Below are 18,055 nucleotides of genomic sequence, written 5' to 3'. Positions count from 1 at the left end.
CCCGCGAATAGCGACGTTCCGGGCGGATCAATACGAAGCTCTCGACGACCTCCCGCCCGCGCTGCCGGCGTTTCCGGCAACCCTCCGGTTTGGCCCCGACCGTCTTCGCCCCATCTGACAAGGATGCGGCGCCCTGCTCCCAACGAGCCACCCTCTTCGAGGCAGCCAGCCTCTTCGCGGGTGGAGACGTCGATCCTTCCTCGCAAAAACCGAACCTCGATGGAGGATGAAATGTCGATCAACACCATCACCCTGAACGATCGCACCCTGAACGACCGCGCGCTAGCTTCGGTCAACGGCGGCCTCAACGGCACGGAAATCGGCTGCATCGCCGGCGGGGCTGTGGGAGCCGCGGCCGTCGCCGCGGTCGGCGTCGAAGCGGTGGGCGCTGCCGCCGCGGTCGGCCTGCCGGTCGTCCTCACCACGGCAGCCGGCGAGATCGCCGCCGGTGCGGCCGCGGGGGGCTTCGCCGGCGGCACGGTCGGCGCGGTCGTCGGGACCGTCGCCTCCGATGCCGAAGGCGCCTGGGACGACTTCAAGAGCCTCTTCTGAAAAGGCTGGCCGCGCCGGGGGCGTTCCCACCCCGCCCCCGCGCTCGCTGGTGAGCGGGCCTTCCCAACCGGAAGGCCCGCTCCTCGCGTTTGCGACCGCTCGAAGCGGCAGGCGCTCCCGTCAGAAGCGCTCGGCGACCATCTCCTCGCTCTTCGCCCACAGCGCCTTGGCGTGCTCGGGATCGAGCGCATAGGAGCGGACGCCGCCGCGCAACTCGCCGATGTCCGCGATCTCGGCGACGTGGCAATCCTCGCAATAATGCCCGCCGACTGCCTCCGCCGACGCGACGAACCCGGCCCAGACCGATGTCGCAGCCCCTTCCGGGATCGACTTGAAGCGGAACGGCGGCTGGCCGGCGGCCTTCTGCGACGCGTCGAGGCGTTCGACGAGCGCGTCGAGCGCCTCCGCGCTCATGTGGCGGCTGAGCTCCGTCTGGATGCCGCCGGGATGAACCGCCGCGGCGCGGACGCCGCGATCGCGATGGCGGCGGTCGAATTCCACCGCGAACAGGATGTTCGCCGTCTTCGAGCGTCCATAGGCGACGAACTCCGCATAGGGCGTGCGCTCGAAGTTCGGGTCGTCGAGGTCGACATCGGCGAAGCGATGGCCGGCCGAGGACAGGTTCACCAGCCGGCCGCCGTCGTTGATCAGCCCGGCGATGCGGTTGACGAGAACGAAATGGCCGAGATGGTTGGTGCCGAACTGGGTCTCGAACCCGTCGGCGGTGTGTCCGAACGGACAGGCCATCACGCCGGCATTGGCGATGACGACGTCGAAGCGCCGCCCGTCGGCCACCAGCGCGTCGGCACAGGCGCGGACGCTCGCCAGCGACGCAAGGTCGAGTTCGACGGTCGAGAAACTCCCGCCGGAGGCTGCGGCGGCCGCCCGCACGGCCTCGGTGGCGCGATGCGCCTTGTCGAGATCGCGCGCCGCCCCGACGACGTCGGCGCCCCGGGCCGCGAGGGCCCGCGCCGTCTCGACCCCGAGGCCGGCAGAGACCCCCGTCACCAGAACGCGCTTGCCGTGAAGATCGACGCCATCGAGCACCTCGTCGGTGGTCGAGCGTTCGCCGAAGGTCTTCGTCATGATCGTTTTCTCCGGTGCGAAGTGCACGCTGCGGAGATAGGAGCCCGACCCGCGCGCCGCTCCGCCCGATCCAACCGACCTCTTGCCCGATCCTCGCAAGGTGCAGGGCGATGCCTCCTCCGCACCCATCGCCGCGAGCCGCGCGGCATCTCAGAACGGCATCGTCACCGCTCGCGGGCGGCGCCCCCGGCATAACCGTTGCCGCGTCCCAGAAGGTTGGCCCCGACCGTCTCGAGATGAGCGCTCATGGCGCGGCGGGCGGCCTCCGCATCGCGGCGGCGCAGCGCCTCGACGATCGCCTCGTGTTCCTCGCAATAGAGCAGCCGCCGTTCCTCCGAGAAGGACCGCTTCTTCATCTCGAACCAGGGGCTCTGATTGCGCAGCACGCGGATGAGCTCGTGAAGCTCCTTCAGGAGCTGGTTGCGCGAGCAGGCGAAGATGCGGTGGTGAAATTCGGCATCCCAATGCTCGAAGGACGGCATGTCGACCGCCGCACACCCGGCGCGATGGGCCTCGATGAGGGCGTCGAGTTCGGCGACCGAGGCGTTGGTGGCGGCGAAGGCCGCCGCGGCCGGCTCGAGCAGATGGCGGATCTCCATCATGTCGGCCGGGCTCGCGCCCGCCATGCGATTGACGAGCGCCGCGATCTCGCCGTCCGGCGGCTGCACCGGGAACGTGCCGCGCCCGACCTGGCGCACGACGGCGCCCTCCTCCTCGAGCAGCGCCATGGCCCGCCGCACCGTGTTGCGGGCGACGCCGAACGTCGTCGCGAGATCACGCTCAGCCGGAATCGGCCGACCGTCCGCCCATTCGCCTGCGGCGATGCGCGATTTCAACGAGCGGGCGATATCGGCGGCGACGAAGCGGGACATTGGCCCTCCCATTCAGGAACCATTGATGGACCAATTATCACGACCTTTGATTGCCGTCCACCGGTCCGCGAGATGCGACGCCCCCGCATCTCCCCACACGTCCGGCAGCGCTATGCGCACATAAAGTCGTTTCCTTACAGAGAGTTGGATGCCATTCGATTGAATCGGCCTGAAAGCCGCAGAGCCAATCCCTCTGAAAATTCTCAAATGCATCCTTGCGCGGTCGAAAAAAATGGACCTATCATGGCTCAAATAAGAACATGAGTTGGGCCATTAATGGTCCAAGGGAGGCGCAGATGAGGGTTGCCACGTTCCGCGTCGGCGGAGAACGTCGCGTGGGCATCGTCGACAGCGAGCGGCAGACCATTTCCCCGTTCGATCTGCCGATCGATCAAGCTGCCGAAGGCGTGCTCGCCTTGATCGGCCGCGCCGGCCGGCCGGCCCTGCTCTCGCCCATCGCCCTCTCCGAGGTGGACCTCGAGGCGCCGATCCCCCGCCCGCGCCGCAACATCTTCTGCGTCGGCAAGAATTATTTCGATCACGCCCACGAGTTCTCGAAGTCCGGCTTCGATTCGAGCGCCGCACAGGGCGCCGTGCCGAAGGAGCCGATCATCTTCTCCAAGGTGCCGGAGACCGTCGTGCCGGCCGGTGCGCGGGTGATGATCGATCGCAGCGTGTCGTCGGCGATCGATTACGAGGCCGAGCTCGCCGTCATCATCGGCAAGGGCGGCCGCGGCATCGCGAAGGCCGACGCGCTCGACCATGTCTGGGGCTACACCATCGTCAACGACGTCACCGCCCGCGATCTCCAGGGCCGCTACAGCCAGTGGCTCATCGGCAAGTCCCAGGACGGTTTCTGCCCGATGGGCCCCTGGGCCGTGACGCGTGACGAACTCGACGTCTCGAACACCGCCATCCGCTGCTGGGTCAACGGCGAGCTCCGCCAGGATTCCAACACCGGGCTCCTCATCTTCGACATCCCGACCATCGTCTCGACTATCTCCGCCGGCGTGACGCTGCAGCCGGGCGACGTGATCGCGACCGGCACGCCGGCCGGCGTCGGCATCGGCTACACGCCCCCGAAATATCTCGTGCCCGGCGACGTGGTGCGCGTGGAGATCGCCGGCATCGGCGTGCTCGAGAACGCCTTCGCAGAGTGGCGCGCATGACGACGGTCAGCACGGCGCGCATCGTCGCCGAAGTCACCGGAGAGGGCCGCGCCGTCGTCCTCATCCACGGCCTCGGCGGCAGCTCCAACACCTGGACGCCGCAACTCCCGGCGCTCGGGCCCCGCCGCGCGATCCGGGTCGACCTGCCGGGATCGGCCCGCTCGCCGGTGCCGCACGAGCCACCCTCGATCGAGAGCTTCGCCGCCGACGTGGCCGCGGCCGTGCGCACCCTCGGCGTCGAGCGCGCCCACTTCGTCGGGCATTCCCTCGGCACGCTCGTGTGCCAGCGCATCGCGGTCGACGACCCGGGCCTCGTCCAGTCGCTGGCCCTGTTCGGCGCGCTCACGGAGCCGCCGGAGGCGGCGCGCACCGGCCTCGCCAACCGCGCCCGCACGGCGCGCGGCGGCGACCTCGCGGGGATCGCGGATCAGATTGCGGCGAACGCGGTCGCCGCGCGCAGCCGCGAGGCGAACCCGGTCATTACGGCCTTCGTGCGCGAGAGTGTCATGCGCCAGCCGCCGGAGGGCTACGCCAAGAGCTGCGAGGCGCTCGCCGCCGCAACCGCCGTCGACGTCCGGCTGATCTCGGTGCCGACCCTGCTCATGACCGGCGAAGCGGACGTCGTGGCGCCGCCCGCCATGGCGCGCGCGCTCGGCGACCGCATCGCCGGGGCGAGCGTAACGATCGTTCCCGATTGCGGGCACTGGATCACCGTCGAAAAACCGGAGATCGTGAACCGCGCGCTCGGCGAGTTCCTGAACCGCGCCGAGCGCTGAGCCGAAGACGGCGCCTCGCACGAGACCGCGACAAGGTCCGGCGGGGCCGCCGAAACAACGACAAGAACGACGACGGGCCGGACCTCGAAAATGAGGACGGCACGAACGCCCGCTGGTTTCGGGAGGAGACCACGATGGCCGACAATGGCAGCTACGGATCCCGTTGGAGCAGCGACGGCCGCGATGGCGACGGCGTGCTCTTCACCAATGTCCGCATCCTCGACGGGACGGGCGAATATCCCTACACCGGCGAAGTCTTGGTGCAGGGCAACCGCATCAAATCGATCACCCGGGGCTCGCAGCGCTTCGGCCGGCCCGCCGGCGGCGGCGCGACGGTGATCGACGGCATGGGCGCGACCCTGATGCCCGGCCTGATCGATGCGCACCTGCATCTCTCCTGGAACAACGCGCCGGGCATCGACCCGATCCAGATGATGCCGCCGGAGGAGCACATCCTCGTCACGGCGGAGATGGCGAAGCTGGTGCTCGATGCCGGCTTCACGGCGGGGCGCGGCGCGGCGGCGGCGAAGCCGCGGCTCGACGTCGTCATCCGCAACTTCATCAATCAGGGCCGGTTGCCGGGCCCGCGCTACACCGCGGCGGGACCGGAGATCACCACGGTCGGCGGCCTGGGCGATTCCGCGCCCTCCCACATCCCGCACGAGGGGCTCAATCTCGGCATCGTGGTGTCGGGCCCCGAGGAGGTGCGCCGCACGGTGCGCACCCTCATCAAATACGGCGTCGACTCGATCAAGCTGAACCTCTCCGGCGAGGAGATCACCGGCATGCGGGCGGAAGATACGCCGATGTCGGAGGAGGAGGTCGCGATGGCCGTGCGCGAGGCGAAGGCCCGCGGCCTCGTGCTCGCCGCCCACGCCCGCTCGTCGGAATCCGTCAAGCAGTGCGTCCGCCACGGCATCCAGAACATCTACCACGCCTCGTTCGCCGACGAGGAGGCACTGGACCTGCTCGAGGCTGCCAAGGAACGGCACTTCGTGGCCCCGGGTCTCGCCTGGCTGATCCGGACCGCCCGCAACGCGGAAGAATACGGCATCAAGCCGGGCTCGCGCGTCGCCGACCTCTACGAGCGCGAGCTCGCGATGGCGGTCGACACCATGAAGAAGATGCACCGGCGCGGCATCCGCATCCTCATCGGCGGCGATTACGGCTTCGCCTGGACGCCCCAGGGCACCAACGCCCGGGATCTCGAATATTTCGTCGAGTTTCTCGGCTTCTCGCCGATGGAGGCGATCCTCGCCGGCACCAGGTACGGCGGCCAGATCATGGGCATGGGCGAGGAACTCGGCCAGATCCGAGAGGGCTTCCTCGCCGACATGCTGCTCGTCGACGGCGATCCGATCGCAAACGTCCGCATCCTGCAGGACCACACTCGCCTCCTCGCCATCATGAAGGACGGCAAGTTCCACAAGAAGCCGCAGGTCCAGGAAGCGCGGCGGCGGCTCACGGCGTGAGCGCCGCCGCCCCCTCTCGTCAAGGATGCCCGTGGTGACGCCGTCCGCGAGGGCGCGCTCCGCTCGGTCCCGTTCCGGTGAGGTCAGTTCGGTGAAGCCCGTCTCGATGACACCCGTCTCGGTGAAGCTGGCCCTCGTGGAGCCGGTCTTGGTGATGTCATGACGCATCCGCTCAGGACGATCGCGCTCATCGTCGTCGCGGCGCTCGTCGTCTGGCTCTTTCTGGCCGTGTGGCCGGATTGGCTCGTCGCCGCGGTCGGACCGAAGAAGCTGTTCGTCACGACCATCTTCAACGGCGTCACGGTGGCCGGGCTCTATTTCCTCGTCGCGTCGGGCTTCACCCTGGTGTTCGGTCTGATGCGCAACGTCAATCTGGCCCACGGCTCGCTCTATCTGCTCGGCGCCTATATCGGCTACTCGACCGCCGAGGCGACCGGCTCGTGGCTGCTCGGGGTCGCCGCCGGCTTCCTCGCCGGCGCGATCGCGGGGCTGCTGCTCCAGGTCTTGGTGTTCCGCCGCATGGAGGGCGACGACCTGCGCCAGACGCTGGTGACGATCGGCATCTCGATCGTCGCGGCGGACCTGATGCTCGCGATCTGGTCGGGCAACACCTACCAGTTCGCGATCCCGACCTGGCTCGACGGCGCCGTCACGACCCCGGTCGTCACGGCGATGAAGTCGGACGGCTCGCTGGTGATGCTGAAATATCCGCTCTATCGCCTCATCGTGCTCGTCGCGGCGATCGCGATCGGGCTCGCGCTCTGGCTCCTCCTCAATCGCAGCCGCATCGGCATGATGATCCGGGCCGGCGTGGACGACCGGGCGATGCTGTCGGCGACCGGCGTCAACGTCCACTTGGTGTTCGCCGCGGTGTTCGCCATCGGCGCCGGGCTCGCGGGCTTCGCAGGCGTCGTCGGCGGCACCGCGCTCTCGATCGCGCCGGGCGAGGACGTGCGCTACCTCCTCGCCTCCCTCGTCGTCGTCATCGTCGGCGGCATGGGATCGGTGACCGGCGCCGCGGTCGGCGCCCTCCTCGTCGGCCTCGCCGAGCAGATCGGCCTCGCCTACTTCCCGACCTACGGCGTCATCCTGACCTTCGTCATCATGGTCGCCGTGCTCGCGATCCGGCCCCAAGGCATCCTGGGGAGGGCGCGATGAGCGTGATCGACCCCACCTCCCCGGCCCACCGCCCCGATACGCTGCGCGCCGGTGGCGCCGCGATGCCGGTCTGGCTCGCCCGCATCGACGGGCGCTGGCTCGTCGCCGCGGTGCTGCTCATTCTCTATCCGCTCGTCGCGACACCCTTCTTCATCTTCCAGATCGGGGCCTACGCGCTCCTGCTCGGCACCCTCGGCTTGTCGCTGATGGTGCTCGCCGGCTACGGCGGCATGGTCAGCCTCGCCCAGATGACGATCGCCGGCGTCGCCGGCTATGCCCTCTCCATCCTCGGCACCAACGCGTCGGGCGTGATGGGCTTCGGCTGGCCCTGGTGGCTCTCGGTGCCGGCGGCGATCCTGATCGCGGCGACGGCGAGCGCGCTGATCGGCATGCTCGCGGTGCGCACCGCCGGCATCTACATGATCATGATCACCCTGGCGGTCGCGACGGCGTTCTTCTACTTCGTCCGCCAGAACTACGGCATCTTCAACGGGTTCAACGGCTTCCACGGCGTTCTTCCGCCGAAGGTGCTCGGTGTCGATTGGCGATCGCCAGTGCCGTTCTACTATCTCAGCCTCGCACTTGCGGTGCTGTTCTTCGCCGCCACGACCTATGCGGCGCGCTCGACCTTCGGCCTGACACTCCAGGCGGTGCGCGACAATCCCCGCCGCATGCAGGCGCTCGGCTACCACGTCGCCGCCCACCGGGTGTTCGCCTTCTTCCTCGCCGGCCTGATCGCCGGCACCACGGGGGTGATGTTGACCTGGTTCAATGCGCAGATCTCGCCGGGCACGGTCGGCGTCAACGCCGCGATCGACGTGCTCGTGGTCGCGGTGGTCGGCGGCATCCGGCGGCCGATCGGCCCCTTCCTCGGCGCGATCCTGTTCGTCCTGCTGGAGAACTTCGCCACCGATCTGGTCGGCAGCGACCGCTTCAACACCCTGATCGGGCTCGTCTTCCTCGTCATCGTCTTCGTCTCGCCGGACGGGATCGTCGGCATCGGCGAACGGATCGCGACGAAGACGCGCCAGACCGCCCTGTGGACGCCGGGCCGCGGCGCATCCGCGAAGAACAAATGAAAACGAAAACGGGAGGATACCAAACATGACGACCCTGAAGAGGAGCCTCGCCACCGCTGCCTTCATCGCCGGGCTCATGGCGAGCACCGCTTTCGCCGCCGACAACACCATCAAGATCGGCGCGCTCGCGACGCTCGAAGGCGCCTTCACGGTGCTCGGCGAGGACGGCATGCGCGGCCTGAAGCTCGCGCTCGAGCAGCACGGCGGCAAGGCCGGCGGCAAGGAGATCGAGATCATCCAGGCCTCGTCCGACGGCTCGCCGGACAGCGCCGTGAAGGCCGCCCGCAAGCTCGTGGAGCAGGACGGCGTGCAGATCCTGATCGGGCCGCTCTCCGGGTCCGAAGGCATCGCGGTCAAGGACTACGCCAAGACCCAGCCGAACGTGACCTTCATCAACGGCACCTCGGCGGCGCAGGATACCACCCTGTTCGATCCGGCGCCGAACTTCTTCCGCTTCACCACCGACGGCACCCAGTGGATGGCCGGCCTCGGCGAGTACGTCTACAAGGAGAAGGGCTACCACAAGGTCGCGGTGGTCGCCGAAGACTATTCCTTCCCCTACAGTCAGGTGGAAGGCTTCATGGTGCCGTTCTGCAAGCTCGGCGGCAAGGTGCCGGCGAAGTTCTGGGTGCCGATCGGCAACAAGGACTTCTCCTCCGTGATCGCCGCGCTGCCCGACGACGTCGATGCGATCTTCGTCGCCCTCGGCGGTGCCGACGCAGTCAACTTCCTCACCCAATATCAGCAGGCCGGCGGCAGCGCGCCGCTTGTCGGCGGCTCGATCACCGTGGACCAGACCGTGCTCGGCTCGAAGGGCAACGTGGCGAAAGCCATCGTCGGCACGCCGGCGGCCGGCCCGACCGCCGATACATGGGATGATCCGCGCTGGAAGAAGTTCCAGGCCGACTACAAGGCCGCGTTCCCGGACGGCTTCCCGTCGCCCTCCCTGTTCGCCCACGGCTACTACGTCAATACGACCGCGGCGCTGCTCGCCCTCGACAAGGTCAACGGCGATCTCTCCGACGGCGGCAAGAAGCTGCGCGACACCCTCTCGACGCTCCAGTTCGACACGCCGACGGGTCCGGTGAAGCTCGATCACAACCGCAACGGCATCGCCGACATCTTCGTCACCGAGGTGGCGGACCAGAACGGCGTGCTGGTGAACAAGGTGATCAAGGTCAACGAGAACGTGAACCAGACCTTGGGCGAGCCCGAAGCCGAGTTCCTGAAGATCGGCCCGGCCACCCGCGACAATCCGGACTGCAAGTGACCGTGGAATCGACGGGCACAAGCGACCGGCCTGACGCAACGCCGGTGACGGGAGGGCGGGCGCCGCGGCCCATCCTCCCCGATCCGCTCCCGCGAGGCGGCGTACCGCGCCGCCTCGCCGATCCGATATAGCCCTCGCCGAGGTATCCGTCGTGGCCGAGCCCGCCCGCACAGCAGATCTCTCCGAGTCCGGCGCCTTCGCGCTGGAACTCGACGGCGTCGGCCGGCAGTTCGGCGCGCTGACGGCGCTGTCCGGCATCCATCTCAAGGTGCGCGCCGGCGAGAAGCGCGCCGTCCTCGGCTCCAACGGCGCCGGCAAGACGACCCTGTTCAATTGCATCACCGGGGACTTTCCGCCGACTTCGGGCACCATCCGCTTCTTCGGCGAAGACGTGACGCGGTTCCCCGCCTATGAGCGCATCCGGCGGGGTCTGCGCCGGACCTACCAGATCTCGCTTCTGTTCGGCGGGCTCTCGGTCCTCGACAACGTCTATCTCGCCTGTCGGGGCGTCTCGCGGCGGCGCTTCTCGCTGCTGCGCCCCGGCCGCGACGACGCCACCATGCATCAGGCGGAGCGCATCCTGCATGCGGTGAAGCTCGACGAGGTCGCGCAGCGCCGCGTCGCCGAACTGAGCCACGGCCAGCAGCGGCAGCTCGAAATCGCCCTCGCCCTCGCCGGCGCGCCGCGCTTCATTCTGTTCGACGAGCCCGCCGCCGGCCTCTCGCCGACCGAGCGGCGCGACCTCGTCGCCATCCTGCGCTCGCTGCCCGCCCACATCGGCTACGTCATCATCGAGCACGACCTCGACGTCGCGCTGCGCGTCTCCGAGCGCGTGACCATGATGCACAACGGCCGCATCTTCAAGGAAGGCACCCCCGACGAGATCGAGGGCGACCCCGAGGTGCAAGAGATCTATCTCGGAGGCGGCCATGGCTGAGTTCGACCGCCAGCCCGCCGCCAAGGGCAAGGCCATCCTGCGCATCCGCGACCTCCAGGTCTATTACGGCGAAAGCCATGCCATCCAGGGCGTCGACCTCACGCTCGAGCACGGAATCATCTCCATCGTCGGCCGCAACGGCATGGGGAAGACGACGCTCTGCAACACCATCACCGGCCTGAAGCGGGCGCGCTCCGGTTCGATCCAGGTCGCGGGCCGCGAGATCGTCGCGGCCGAGGCGCACGAGATCTCGCGGCTCGGCGTCGGCTACGTGCCCCAGGGCCGCCGCGTCTGGCCGAGTCTCAGCGTGGACGAACACCTGCGCCTCGCCGCCCGCGGGGGCCGCGAGGCCGCCTGGACCGTCGACCGGGTCTACGCCACCTTCCCCCGCCTCGCGGAACGGCGCGGCAACGGCGGCGCGCAGCTCTCCGGCGGCGAACAGCAGATGCTGGCGATCGGCCGCGCGCTGCTCGGCAACCCGCGTCTGCTCGTGATGGACGAGCCGACCGAGGGCCTCGCTCCGGTGATCGTCGAGCAGGTCGAGGCGATGCTCGTCGCCCTCGCCGAGGAAGGCGAGATCGCGGTGCTCGTCATCGAGCAGAATATCGGCGTCGCGACCCGCGTCGCCGAGACGGTCGGGATCATGATCAACGGCCGCATCGCCCGGATGCTGCCGGCCCGCGAACTCGCCGCCGACCGCGATCTGCAACAGCGCTTGCTCGGCGTCGGCCGGCATGCGGACGAGCCGGAGACGGCGCCCGAGCCGGCGGGCCCCGACGGCACGGCCGAGCGCGTCGCGGAGGTGTTCCGCATCGTGCGCGGCTCGGATCGCCGCGCCGACGAGCCGGCCCCGGCCTGGCGCGCCACCAGCCTGCCGAACCGCTGGGCGCTCTCCGACGCCGAGCTCGGCCGCGGCGTGCGGACAGCGGCGGCTCCGGAACGGCCCGCGGCCGATGCCGAGGCGTCGACGGTCTTCGCGGTGCCGGCGGCCGAGCGCTTCGGCCGCACCGCGCTCGTCGTCGGCACGTTCGACACCAAGGGACGCGAACTCAAGTTCGTCGCCGAGGCGCTGCGGGCCGTCGGCATCCGCACCCGGACGGTCGATCTCTCGACCTCCGGCAAGCCGTCGGCGACCGACGTGACGCCGCGCGAGGTCGCCTCCTGCCATCCCCTGGGCTCGAGCGCCGTGTTCGGCGACGACCGCGGCCGCTCGGTCGAGGCGATGGCGGTCGCCTTCGAGCGCTGGATCGTGCGTCAGCGCGACATCGGCGGCATCATTTCGGCGGGCGGCTCGGGGGGCACCTCGCTCGCCACCGCCGGCATGCGCCGCCTGCCGGTCGGCATTCCGAAGGTGATGATCTCCACCGTCGCCTCCGGCGAGGTCGGCCGTTATGTCGGCGCCGCCGACATCGCGATGGTCCATTCCGTCGCCGACGTGCAGGGCCTCAACCGGATCACCGAGACGATCCTGAAGAACGGCGCCCACGCGCTGGCCGGCATGATCGCGCAGTTGCCGAGCGCGGCGCAGCGGACGGCGCAGGCGGCCGGCGCACGGCCGGCGATCGGCATCACCATGTTCGGGGTGACGACGCCGTGCGTTCAGGCGGTCCAGGCCGCGCTGTCCGACGATTATGACTGCCTCGTCTTCCACGCCACCGGCACCGGCGGACGCTCGATGGAGGCGCTCGCCGAGTCCGGTCTCCTCGCCGGCGCGATCGACGTGACGACGACCGAGGTCGCCGACCTCCTGGTCGGCGGTGTGTTCGCGGCGACGGAGGACCGCTTCGGCGCCTTCATCCGCCATCCGATCCCCTATGTCGGCTCGCTCGGTGCCCTCGACATGGTGAATTTCGGCCCGCGGGACACGGTGCCGAGCCGCTTCGCGAGCCGTCGCTTCGTCATCCACAATCCGAACGTGACCCTGATGCGGACGACGCCGGAAGAGAATGCCGCGGCGGGGCGCTTCATCGGCGAACGACTCAACCAGATGCGAGGCCCGGTCCGCTTCCTGATCCCCGAGGGCGGCGTGTCGCTCCTCGACGTCCCCGGCGGCCCCTTCCACGATCCGGCCGCCGACCGAGCCCTCGTCGAGGCGCTGGAAGCGACGCTGGTCGAGACCGGGCAGCGCCGTCTGATCCGGGTGCCCGCCGCCCTCAACGACCCGGCCTTTTCCGCGGCACTCGTCGGTGCGTTCCGCGAGATCGCCGCTCCCCTGCGCAAGAGAGCCTGACATGCCTCGCTTCGAACGCACCACCCTTCTGGAAAAATTCCGCGACATGGTGCGCCGGCGCGAACCGATCGTCGGCGGCGGAGCCGGTACCGGTCTCTCGGCGAAATGCGAGGAGGCCGGTGGCATCGACCTCATCGTCATCTACAATTCCGGCCGCTATCGCATGGCGGGGCGCGGGTCCCTCGCGGGCCTGCTCGCCTACGGCAACGCCAACGAGATCGTCGTCGAGATGGCGGCGGAGGTGCTGCCGGTGGTCAAGCGGACACCGGTGCTCGCCGGCGTCAACGGCACCGATCCGTTCGTGAGCTTCGACCCCTTCCTCGATCGTCTCAAGGCGATGGGGTTCTCCGGCGTGCAGAACTTCCCGACCGTCGGGCTCATCGACGGCACCTTCCGCGCCAATCTGGAAGAGACCGGCATGGGCTATGGGCTCGAGGTGGACATGATCCGCCTCGCCCGCTCCAAGGACCTGCTGACGACGCCCTATGTCTTCAACGAGGACGACGCCACGGCGATGGCGAAGGCCGGCGCGGACATCGTGGTCTGCCATCTGGGGCTCACGACCGGCGGCTCGATCGGTGCGGAAACCGCGCTGACGCTCGCCGATTGCCCCGCCCTCGTCGACCGCTGGGCCGAGGCGGCGCTGAAGGTCAATCCGGACATCATCGTGCTCGTTCACGGCGGCCCGGTCGCCGAGCCGGACGATGCCGCCTTCGTGCTGCGCGAGACACGCAATTGCCACGGCTTCTACGGCGCGAGCTCTATGGAGCGGCTGCCGGTCGAACGGGCTCTGACGGACCAAACGCGCCGCTTCAAGGCGATCACACACTGAAGAAGACGGCCGGCCCGCGCGCCCTGCGCGCGGTCGGCGGGAGGAGGAAACGATGTCGGCTGCAATCCTCGGGACGGCCATCCTCTGGCTGATCGTCATCGCGATCCTGGTCGTGATCGCGGTCTATCTGCTGCGCTGGCTCTATCGGCGTTCGACCAAGGAGACGGCCTTCGTCCGCACCGGCTTCGGTGGCGAACGGGTGGTGGTCGCTGGCGGCGCCTTCGTCATTCCGGTGCTGCACGAGATCACGCCGGTCAACATGCAGGTGATGCGGATCGAGGTGCGGCGCGGGCAGACCACCGCGCTCATCACCCGCGACCGCATGCGCATCGACCTCATCGCGGAATTCTTCCTCCGCGTCGCACCGGCCCGGGAGGCCGTCTCGATCGCGGCCCAGACGCTCGGGCGGCGTGCGCTCCAGCCGGAGGGCATCCGCGATCTCTTCGAGGGCAAGTTCGCCGGGGCGCTGCGCACCGCGGCGGCGGAGATGACGCTCGAAGAGATCCACGAGCAACGCGTCGCCTTCATGGCCCGCGTCCACGAACTCTCGCGCGACGCCCTCGCCATGAACGGGCTCGAACTCGAGAACGTCGCCCTCGTCGACGTCGACCAGACGCGGCTCGAATTCTTCGATCCCTCGAACGCCTTCGACGCCGAGGGTCTGACCAAGCTGACGCAGACGATCGAGGAACGGCGCAAGGCGCGCAATCTCATCGAACAGCAGACGATGGTCGAGATCCGCACCCAGAACCTCGAATCCGACCGCCGCGTGCTCGAAATCGACCGTGAGAACGAATATGCCCGGCTAGACCAGGAGCGGGAGATCGAGCTGCGCCGCGCCCTCCAGCGGACCGAGTTGACCCGCGAGCGCGCGGCGCTCGAACTTCAGGCCGAGGAAGCCCGCATGACCGCGGCCGAGGCGACGGAGAAGATCCGCATCGCCCAGGAGCAGGCACTCGCGGAAACCCGCATCCTCAGCGAGGAGGAGATCTCCAAGCGCGAGATCGCCCGCCGTGCGGCCATCGAGGAGGCGCAGCTCAAGACCCGCGAGCAGATCGAGCGGGAAGAGATCGCCCTCGAACTCGCCCTCGAAACGGAGCGCATCAACCGCGCCCGCGACCAGGAGGCGCTCGACGTCGCGCGGCGCACGGCGGTCGCCATCGCCGAACGCGAGCACGCGATCGCCCTCGCCCGCAAGGCCGTGGAGGTCACCCAGGCCGAGACCGAGGCGCGCCGGATCGATGTCCTCACCAAGGCCGATCTCGAACGGGAGCGCGTCGCGGTCGAGAAGAAGGTGGACGAGGCGCGGGTCGAGCGGGAACGCCAGCTCGAACATCTCGAGATCGCCCGCCGTCAGGCCTTCGAAGAGGCGGAGATCGCGGCCGGCGAAGAGGTGGAGCGCGCCCGCATCACCACCGAGCGCGGCCTCGCCGAGGCCCGCACCGTGCGCGACCGCGACATCCGCCAATTGGAGATCGAGAAGGACAAGGTGCTCGAGACGGCCGAGATCGAAAAGGCGATCGAGATCGCCACCCGCTCCAAGGCCCGCTCGGAGGCCATCGCCGATGCCGAGGCCGCCCGCGCCAAGGCGGTGCTCGCCGAAGAGCAATCCATGACCGTGCGGGAGCGCGAGATCGCCGAACGGCGCAAGGCGGTCGAGCTCATCGCCGCCACCCGAGAGGCCGAGCGCGAGCGTCTGCGCCTGACCACGAAGGCCGTGGCGGAGAAGGACGCCGCCGACGGGTTCGCCGAGGCCCAGCGCATCGCCGCCCGCGGCGAGGCCGACGCCGTGCTGATCCGCGCCGAGGCCGCGGCGCGTCACCTCGAGGTGGAAGCCGCCGGCGCCCGCCAGGCGAACGAAGCCGACAACCTGCTCTCGGATGCCGCCCGCGCCGGCCGTATCCGCCAAGCGCTCCTCGACAAGATCGAGGGCATCGTGCGCGAGAGCGTCAAGCCGATGGAGAAGATCGACGCCATCAAGATCCTTCATGTCGAGGGCTTGGGCGGCGGCGGCGGCGGCGGGTCCAAGAACGTCACCGACGAGGTGATCGACAGCGCCTTGCGCTACCGCGTGCAGGCGCCGATGATCGACAGCCTGATGAAGGAGGTCGGCATCGAGGGCGGCTCGATCGGTCGTATGACCGACGTGCTGCGTGACGCCAAGGACATCGACAGCCTGACCCGCAACCGCGAGAAGGCGAACGGCCACGACAAGGCGGACCGTGCGAACCGCGACGACGACCGCGATCGGTGAGACGCGTCGTGCGGGCATAGCCGGCGCCGATTCTCCGAGCCGCGGACGACGCTCATCCCTGTGATTCCACCCGGTTCTGCGTGAAGCGGGTGGGGTCGCGCCTCGCCCCTCCTCCCTCATCGGCATCCCCAACGAACAATCAACATCAAGGGAGCGATCCATGCCTAAGATCTATGTTTCGGTCGTGATCGATGCGCCGGTCGGTCGGGTCTGGCCGGTGGTGCGCGACTTCAACGGGCTGCCCGAGTGGACCCCGTTCGTCGCCGACAGCCGCATCGAGCAGGGGCGTGACGCGGCCGAGGTCGGGTGCATCCGCTATTTCCACCTGAAGGACGGCGGTCTCATCCGCGAGCGCCTGCTCGCCCTGTCGGACTTCGACTGCACGCAGGTCTACACGATCCTCGAGAGCCCGCTCGGCGTGACGAACTACATCGCCACCCTGAAGCTGACCCCGGTGACAGACGGCGACCGCACCTTCGCCGAATGGAGCGCCGAGTTCGAATGCGAACCCGGACGAGAGGCCGCCCTCATCGAGGGCATCGGCCAGGGCGTCTTTCTCGCCGGGCTCCAGGCGCTGAAGGCGAGGTTCGCCTGACAATGCGGGTTCGCGTGTCGCGCAGCGCCGTCATTCCGGCCTCGGCGGAGGAAGTCTGGCGGCTGGTGCGCGATTTCAACGGCCACGCGGACTGGCATCCCGCCGTCGCCGAGAGCCGCCTCGAGGACGGCGCGAGCGGCGACGCCGTCGGCGCGGTCCGGGCCTTCCGGCTCGTGGACGGCGCCTTTCTTCGCGAACAGCTCCTCGCCCATTCCGACGCGGGCCGGCGCTTCACCTATTGCATTCTCGAAGCGCCGGTCCCGCTCGTCGGCTATGTGGCGACGATGGAGGTGAAGCCCGTCACCGAGGACGACAGCGCCGTCGTCTTCTGGACGTCCGAGTTCGACCCGCCGGCGGCGCGGGCGGCAGCGCTCGAACGGATGGTCGCCGAGGACGTCTACGCCGCCGGGCTCGCGGCGCTCCGGCGGCACTTCAGCCGCACCGGTTCCCGCAACGCCGCGGCCGCATCCTCCGCCACACGACAGCCGCCCTCTCCTCCACCCCCTGTGCCGCCGATCCGCCTCGCTGCGCCAGAGGCTGTGCCCTCCGCCGAACCCGGTGCGCTGCGGACCGAGGCGATCGTGATCGATCGCCATGGCGGCCCGGAGGTCATGGGCTTGAGTCAGGTGGTCGTGCCGCCGCCGGGTCCCGGCGAGATCCGCCTCCGCCAGAGCGCGATCGGCGTCAATATGGTCGACGTGTTCACGCGCGACGGCCGCTTCGCCCTGCTGACGCCGCCCGGCATCCCCGGCATGGAGGCGGCCGGCACGGTCCTCGACATCGGCCCCGGCGTGCGGGACTTCGCGGCCGGCGACCGGGTCGTCTACGCGGGTCCGCGGCCGGGTTCCTACACCGGCGTGCGCACGCTGCCGGCCGAGGCCGTCGTCCGCCTGCCCCGCGACATTCCGGAGGACATCGCCGCCGCGACCTTCCTCAAGGGACTGATGGCCGACATCCTCGTCCATCAGGTCTTCCCCATCCGTCCGGGTCACGTCGCCGTCGTCCATTCGGCCGCGGGCGGCGTCGGGATGCTGCTCTGCCAATGGATCGCCGCCCTCGGCGGCCGTGTCGTCGGTACGGTCTCGACGCCCGACAAAGCCCGGGCCGCCGCCGCGGCGGGATGCGAACACCCGATTCTGTACGACGACGATCTCGAGGCGGAAGTCGTCGCCGTCACCGGCGGACGCGGCGCCGACGTCGTCTACGATCCGATCGGCGCGGAAACCTTCGAGCGCTCGCTCGCGGCGCTCGCCCCCGGCGGCCACCTCGTCGTGTTCGGCCGCACCGGCGGCGCGATCGGTACGCGAAACCTCGACGCCCTCGCCCGCCGCGGTGTCACGCTCTCGCAGCCCGACATCGGCCACTTCATCCGCTCCCCCGACCGGCTGCGGGCGATGGCCGAGCGGCTGTTCGAAGCCCTTCGGTCCGGCGACCTCGCACCCATCGCCCCGACCCGCCGGCCGCTCGCCGAAGCCGCCGCCGCGCACGAGGACCTCGAAGCGCGTCGCACCATCGGCTCGACGATCCTTATCCCCTGACGCCACCGGTGCGCGCGGCGGGTCCGGCGTAGAACCGCCGATGCGTGGGCCGGGGCATTTGTGATGCGTTGCGGGTATATTTTTCTATAAACAAACTAGACAACTCTCCATCCGGAGGATTATCCCTCGAATGGAACACGGCGCCCGGTGCGGCGGCGTTGTGCTCGCGGCACCCGCCATCCTGTCCAGCGCGGGGTCCTCGCCCGACGCTCGCTGCGGCGACGCCATTCGAAGG

General features: G+C 69.3%; 15 protein-coding genes. 13 read left to right on the top strand and 2 right to left on the bottom strand.

Going from position 1 to position 18,055, the window contains the following annotated elements:
* Positions 1-231 precede the first annotated feature (231 nt).
* On the top strand, positions 232-552 hold the full coding sequence (locus F0357_RS18420; protein WP_153485630.1) for a hypothetical protein: 321 nt from the start codon (positions 232-234) through the stop codon (positions 550-552).
* Positions 553-672: 120 nt separating this feature from the next.
* On the opposite strand, the gene F0357_RS18415 is transcribed toward F0357_RS18420, so the two are convergent.
* Positions 673-1,638, bottom strand: coding sequence for an SDR family NAD(P)-dependent oxidoreductase (locus F0357_RS18415; protein ID WP_153485627.1), 966 nt, complete (start codon positions 1,636-1,638; stop codon positions 673-675).
* Between the two features lie 164 nt (positions 1,639-1,802).
* Positions 1,803-2,510, bottom strand: coding sequence for a FadR/GntR family transcriptional regulator (locus tag F0357_RS18410; protein WP_153485624.1), 708 nt, complete (start codon positions 2,508-2,510; stop codon positions 1,803-1,805).
* Positions 2,511-2,806: 296 nt separating this feature from the next.
* Here F0357_RS18410 and F0357_RS18405 point away from each other — a divergent pair, with 296 nt between their 5' ends.
* From F0357_RS18405 to F0357_RS18350, 12 genes are all read left to right on the top strand, one after another.
* Positions 2,807-3,679, top strand: coding sequence for a fumarylacetoacetate hydrolase family protein (locus F0357_RS18405; RefSeq protein WP_153485621.1), 873 nt, complete (start codon positions 2,807-2,809; stop codon positions 3,677-3,679).
* A complete protein-coding gene (locus tag F0357_RS18400; RefSeq protein WP_153485619.1) occupies positions 3,676-4,455 on the top strand; it encodes an alpha/beta fold hydrolase in 780 nt (259 codons plus the stop codon). The genes F0357_RS18405 and F0357_RS18400 overlap by 4 nt, the downstream gene beginning before the upstream one ends.
* Positions 4,456-4,589: 134 nt before the next feature.
* Positions 4,590-5,927, top strand: coding sequence for a metal-dependent hydrolase family protein (locus F0357_RS18395; RefSeq protein WP_153485616.1), 1,338 nt, complete (start codon positions 4,590-4,592; stop codon positions 5,925-5,927).
* A gap of 159 nt (positions 5,928-6,086) precedes the next feature.
* Entirely contained in the window at positions 6,087-7,085 is a 999-nt protein-coding gene (locus tag F0357_RS18390; protein ID WP_153485611.1) for a branched-chain amino acid ABC transporter permease, read from the top strand.
* The gene (locus F0357_RS18385; RefSeq protein ID WP_246161508.1) at positions 7,082-8,164 is read left to right on the top strand and encodes a branched-chain amino acid ABC transporter permease; all 1,083 of its coding nucleotides are present in this window, start codon (positions 7,082-7,084) and stop codon (positions 8,162-8,164) included. The genes F0357_RS18390 and F0357_RS18385 overlap by 4 nt, the downstream gene beginning before the upstream one ends.
* A gap of 25 nt (positions 8,165-8,189) precedes the next feature.
* Positions 8,190-9,434 (top strand): ABC transporter substrate-binding protein, encoded by a 1,245-nt coding sequence (locus tag F0357_RS18380; protein WP_153485608.1) that lies wholly within the window; start codon positions 8,190-8,192, stop codon positions 9,432-9,434.
* Positions 9,435-9,585: 151 nt separating this feature from the next.
* Complete coding sequence (locus tag F0357_RS18375) at positions 9,586-10,371, top strand: ABC transporter ATP-binding protein (protein WP_312861658.1); 786 nt, start codon at positions 9,586-9,588, stop codon at positions 10,369-10,371.
* The gene (locus tag F0357_RS18370) at positions 10,364-12,601 is read left to right on the top strand and encodes an ABC transporter permease (RefSeq protein ID WP_153485604.1); all 2,238 of its coding nucleotides are present in this window, start codon (positions 10,364-10,366) and stop codon (positions 12,599-12,601) included. The genes F0357_RS18375 and F0357_RS18370 overlap by 8 nt, the downstream gene beginning before the upstream one ends.
* Before the next feature lies 1 nt (position 12,602).
* Positions 12,603-13,433: a phosphoenolpyruvate hydrolase family protein gene (locus tag F0357_RS18365; RefSeq protein WP_153485602.1), complete on the top strand. Its 831-nt coding sequence runs from the start codon at positions 12,603-12,605 to the stop codon at positions 13,431-13,433.
* Positions 13,434-13,485: 52 nt separating this feature from the next.
* On the top strand, positions 13,486-15,687 hold the full coding sequence (locus tag F0357_RS18360) for a flotillin family protein (RefSeq protein ID WP_153485600.1): 2,202 nt from the start codon (positions 13,486-13,488) through the stop codon (positions 15,685-15,687).
* 160 nt (positions 15,688-15,847) lie between these two features.
* Positions 15,848-16,282, top strand: coding sequence for an SRPBCC family protein (locus F0357_RS18355; protein ID WP_153485597.1), 435 nt, complete (start codon positions 15,848-15,850; stop codon positions 16,280-16,282).
* A gap of 2 nt (positions 16,283-16,284) precedes the next feature.
* Positions 16,285-17,820, top strand: coding sequence for an SRPBCC family protein (locus F0357_RS18350; protein WP_208948422.1), 1,536 nt, complete (start codon positions 16,285-16,287; stop codon positions 17,818-17,820).
* Positions 17,821-18,055: the final 235 nt, after the last annotated feature.

The sequence above is a fragment of the Segnochrobactrum spirostomi genome (genome assembly GCF_009600605.1).
Taxonomy (GTDB): domain Bacteria; phylum Pseudomonadota; class Alphaproteobacteria; order Rhizobiales; family Segnochrobactraceae; genus Segnochrobactrum; species Segnochrobactrum spirostomi.
Note: the sequence above shows the minus strand (reverse complement) of the source record. Positions and strands in the feature narration are given on the sequence as shown.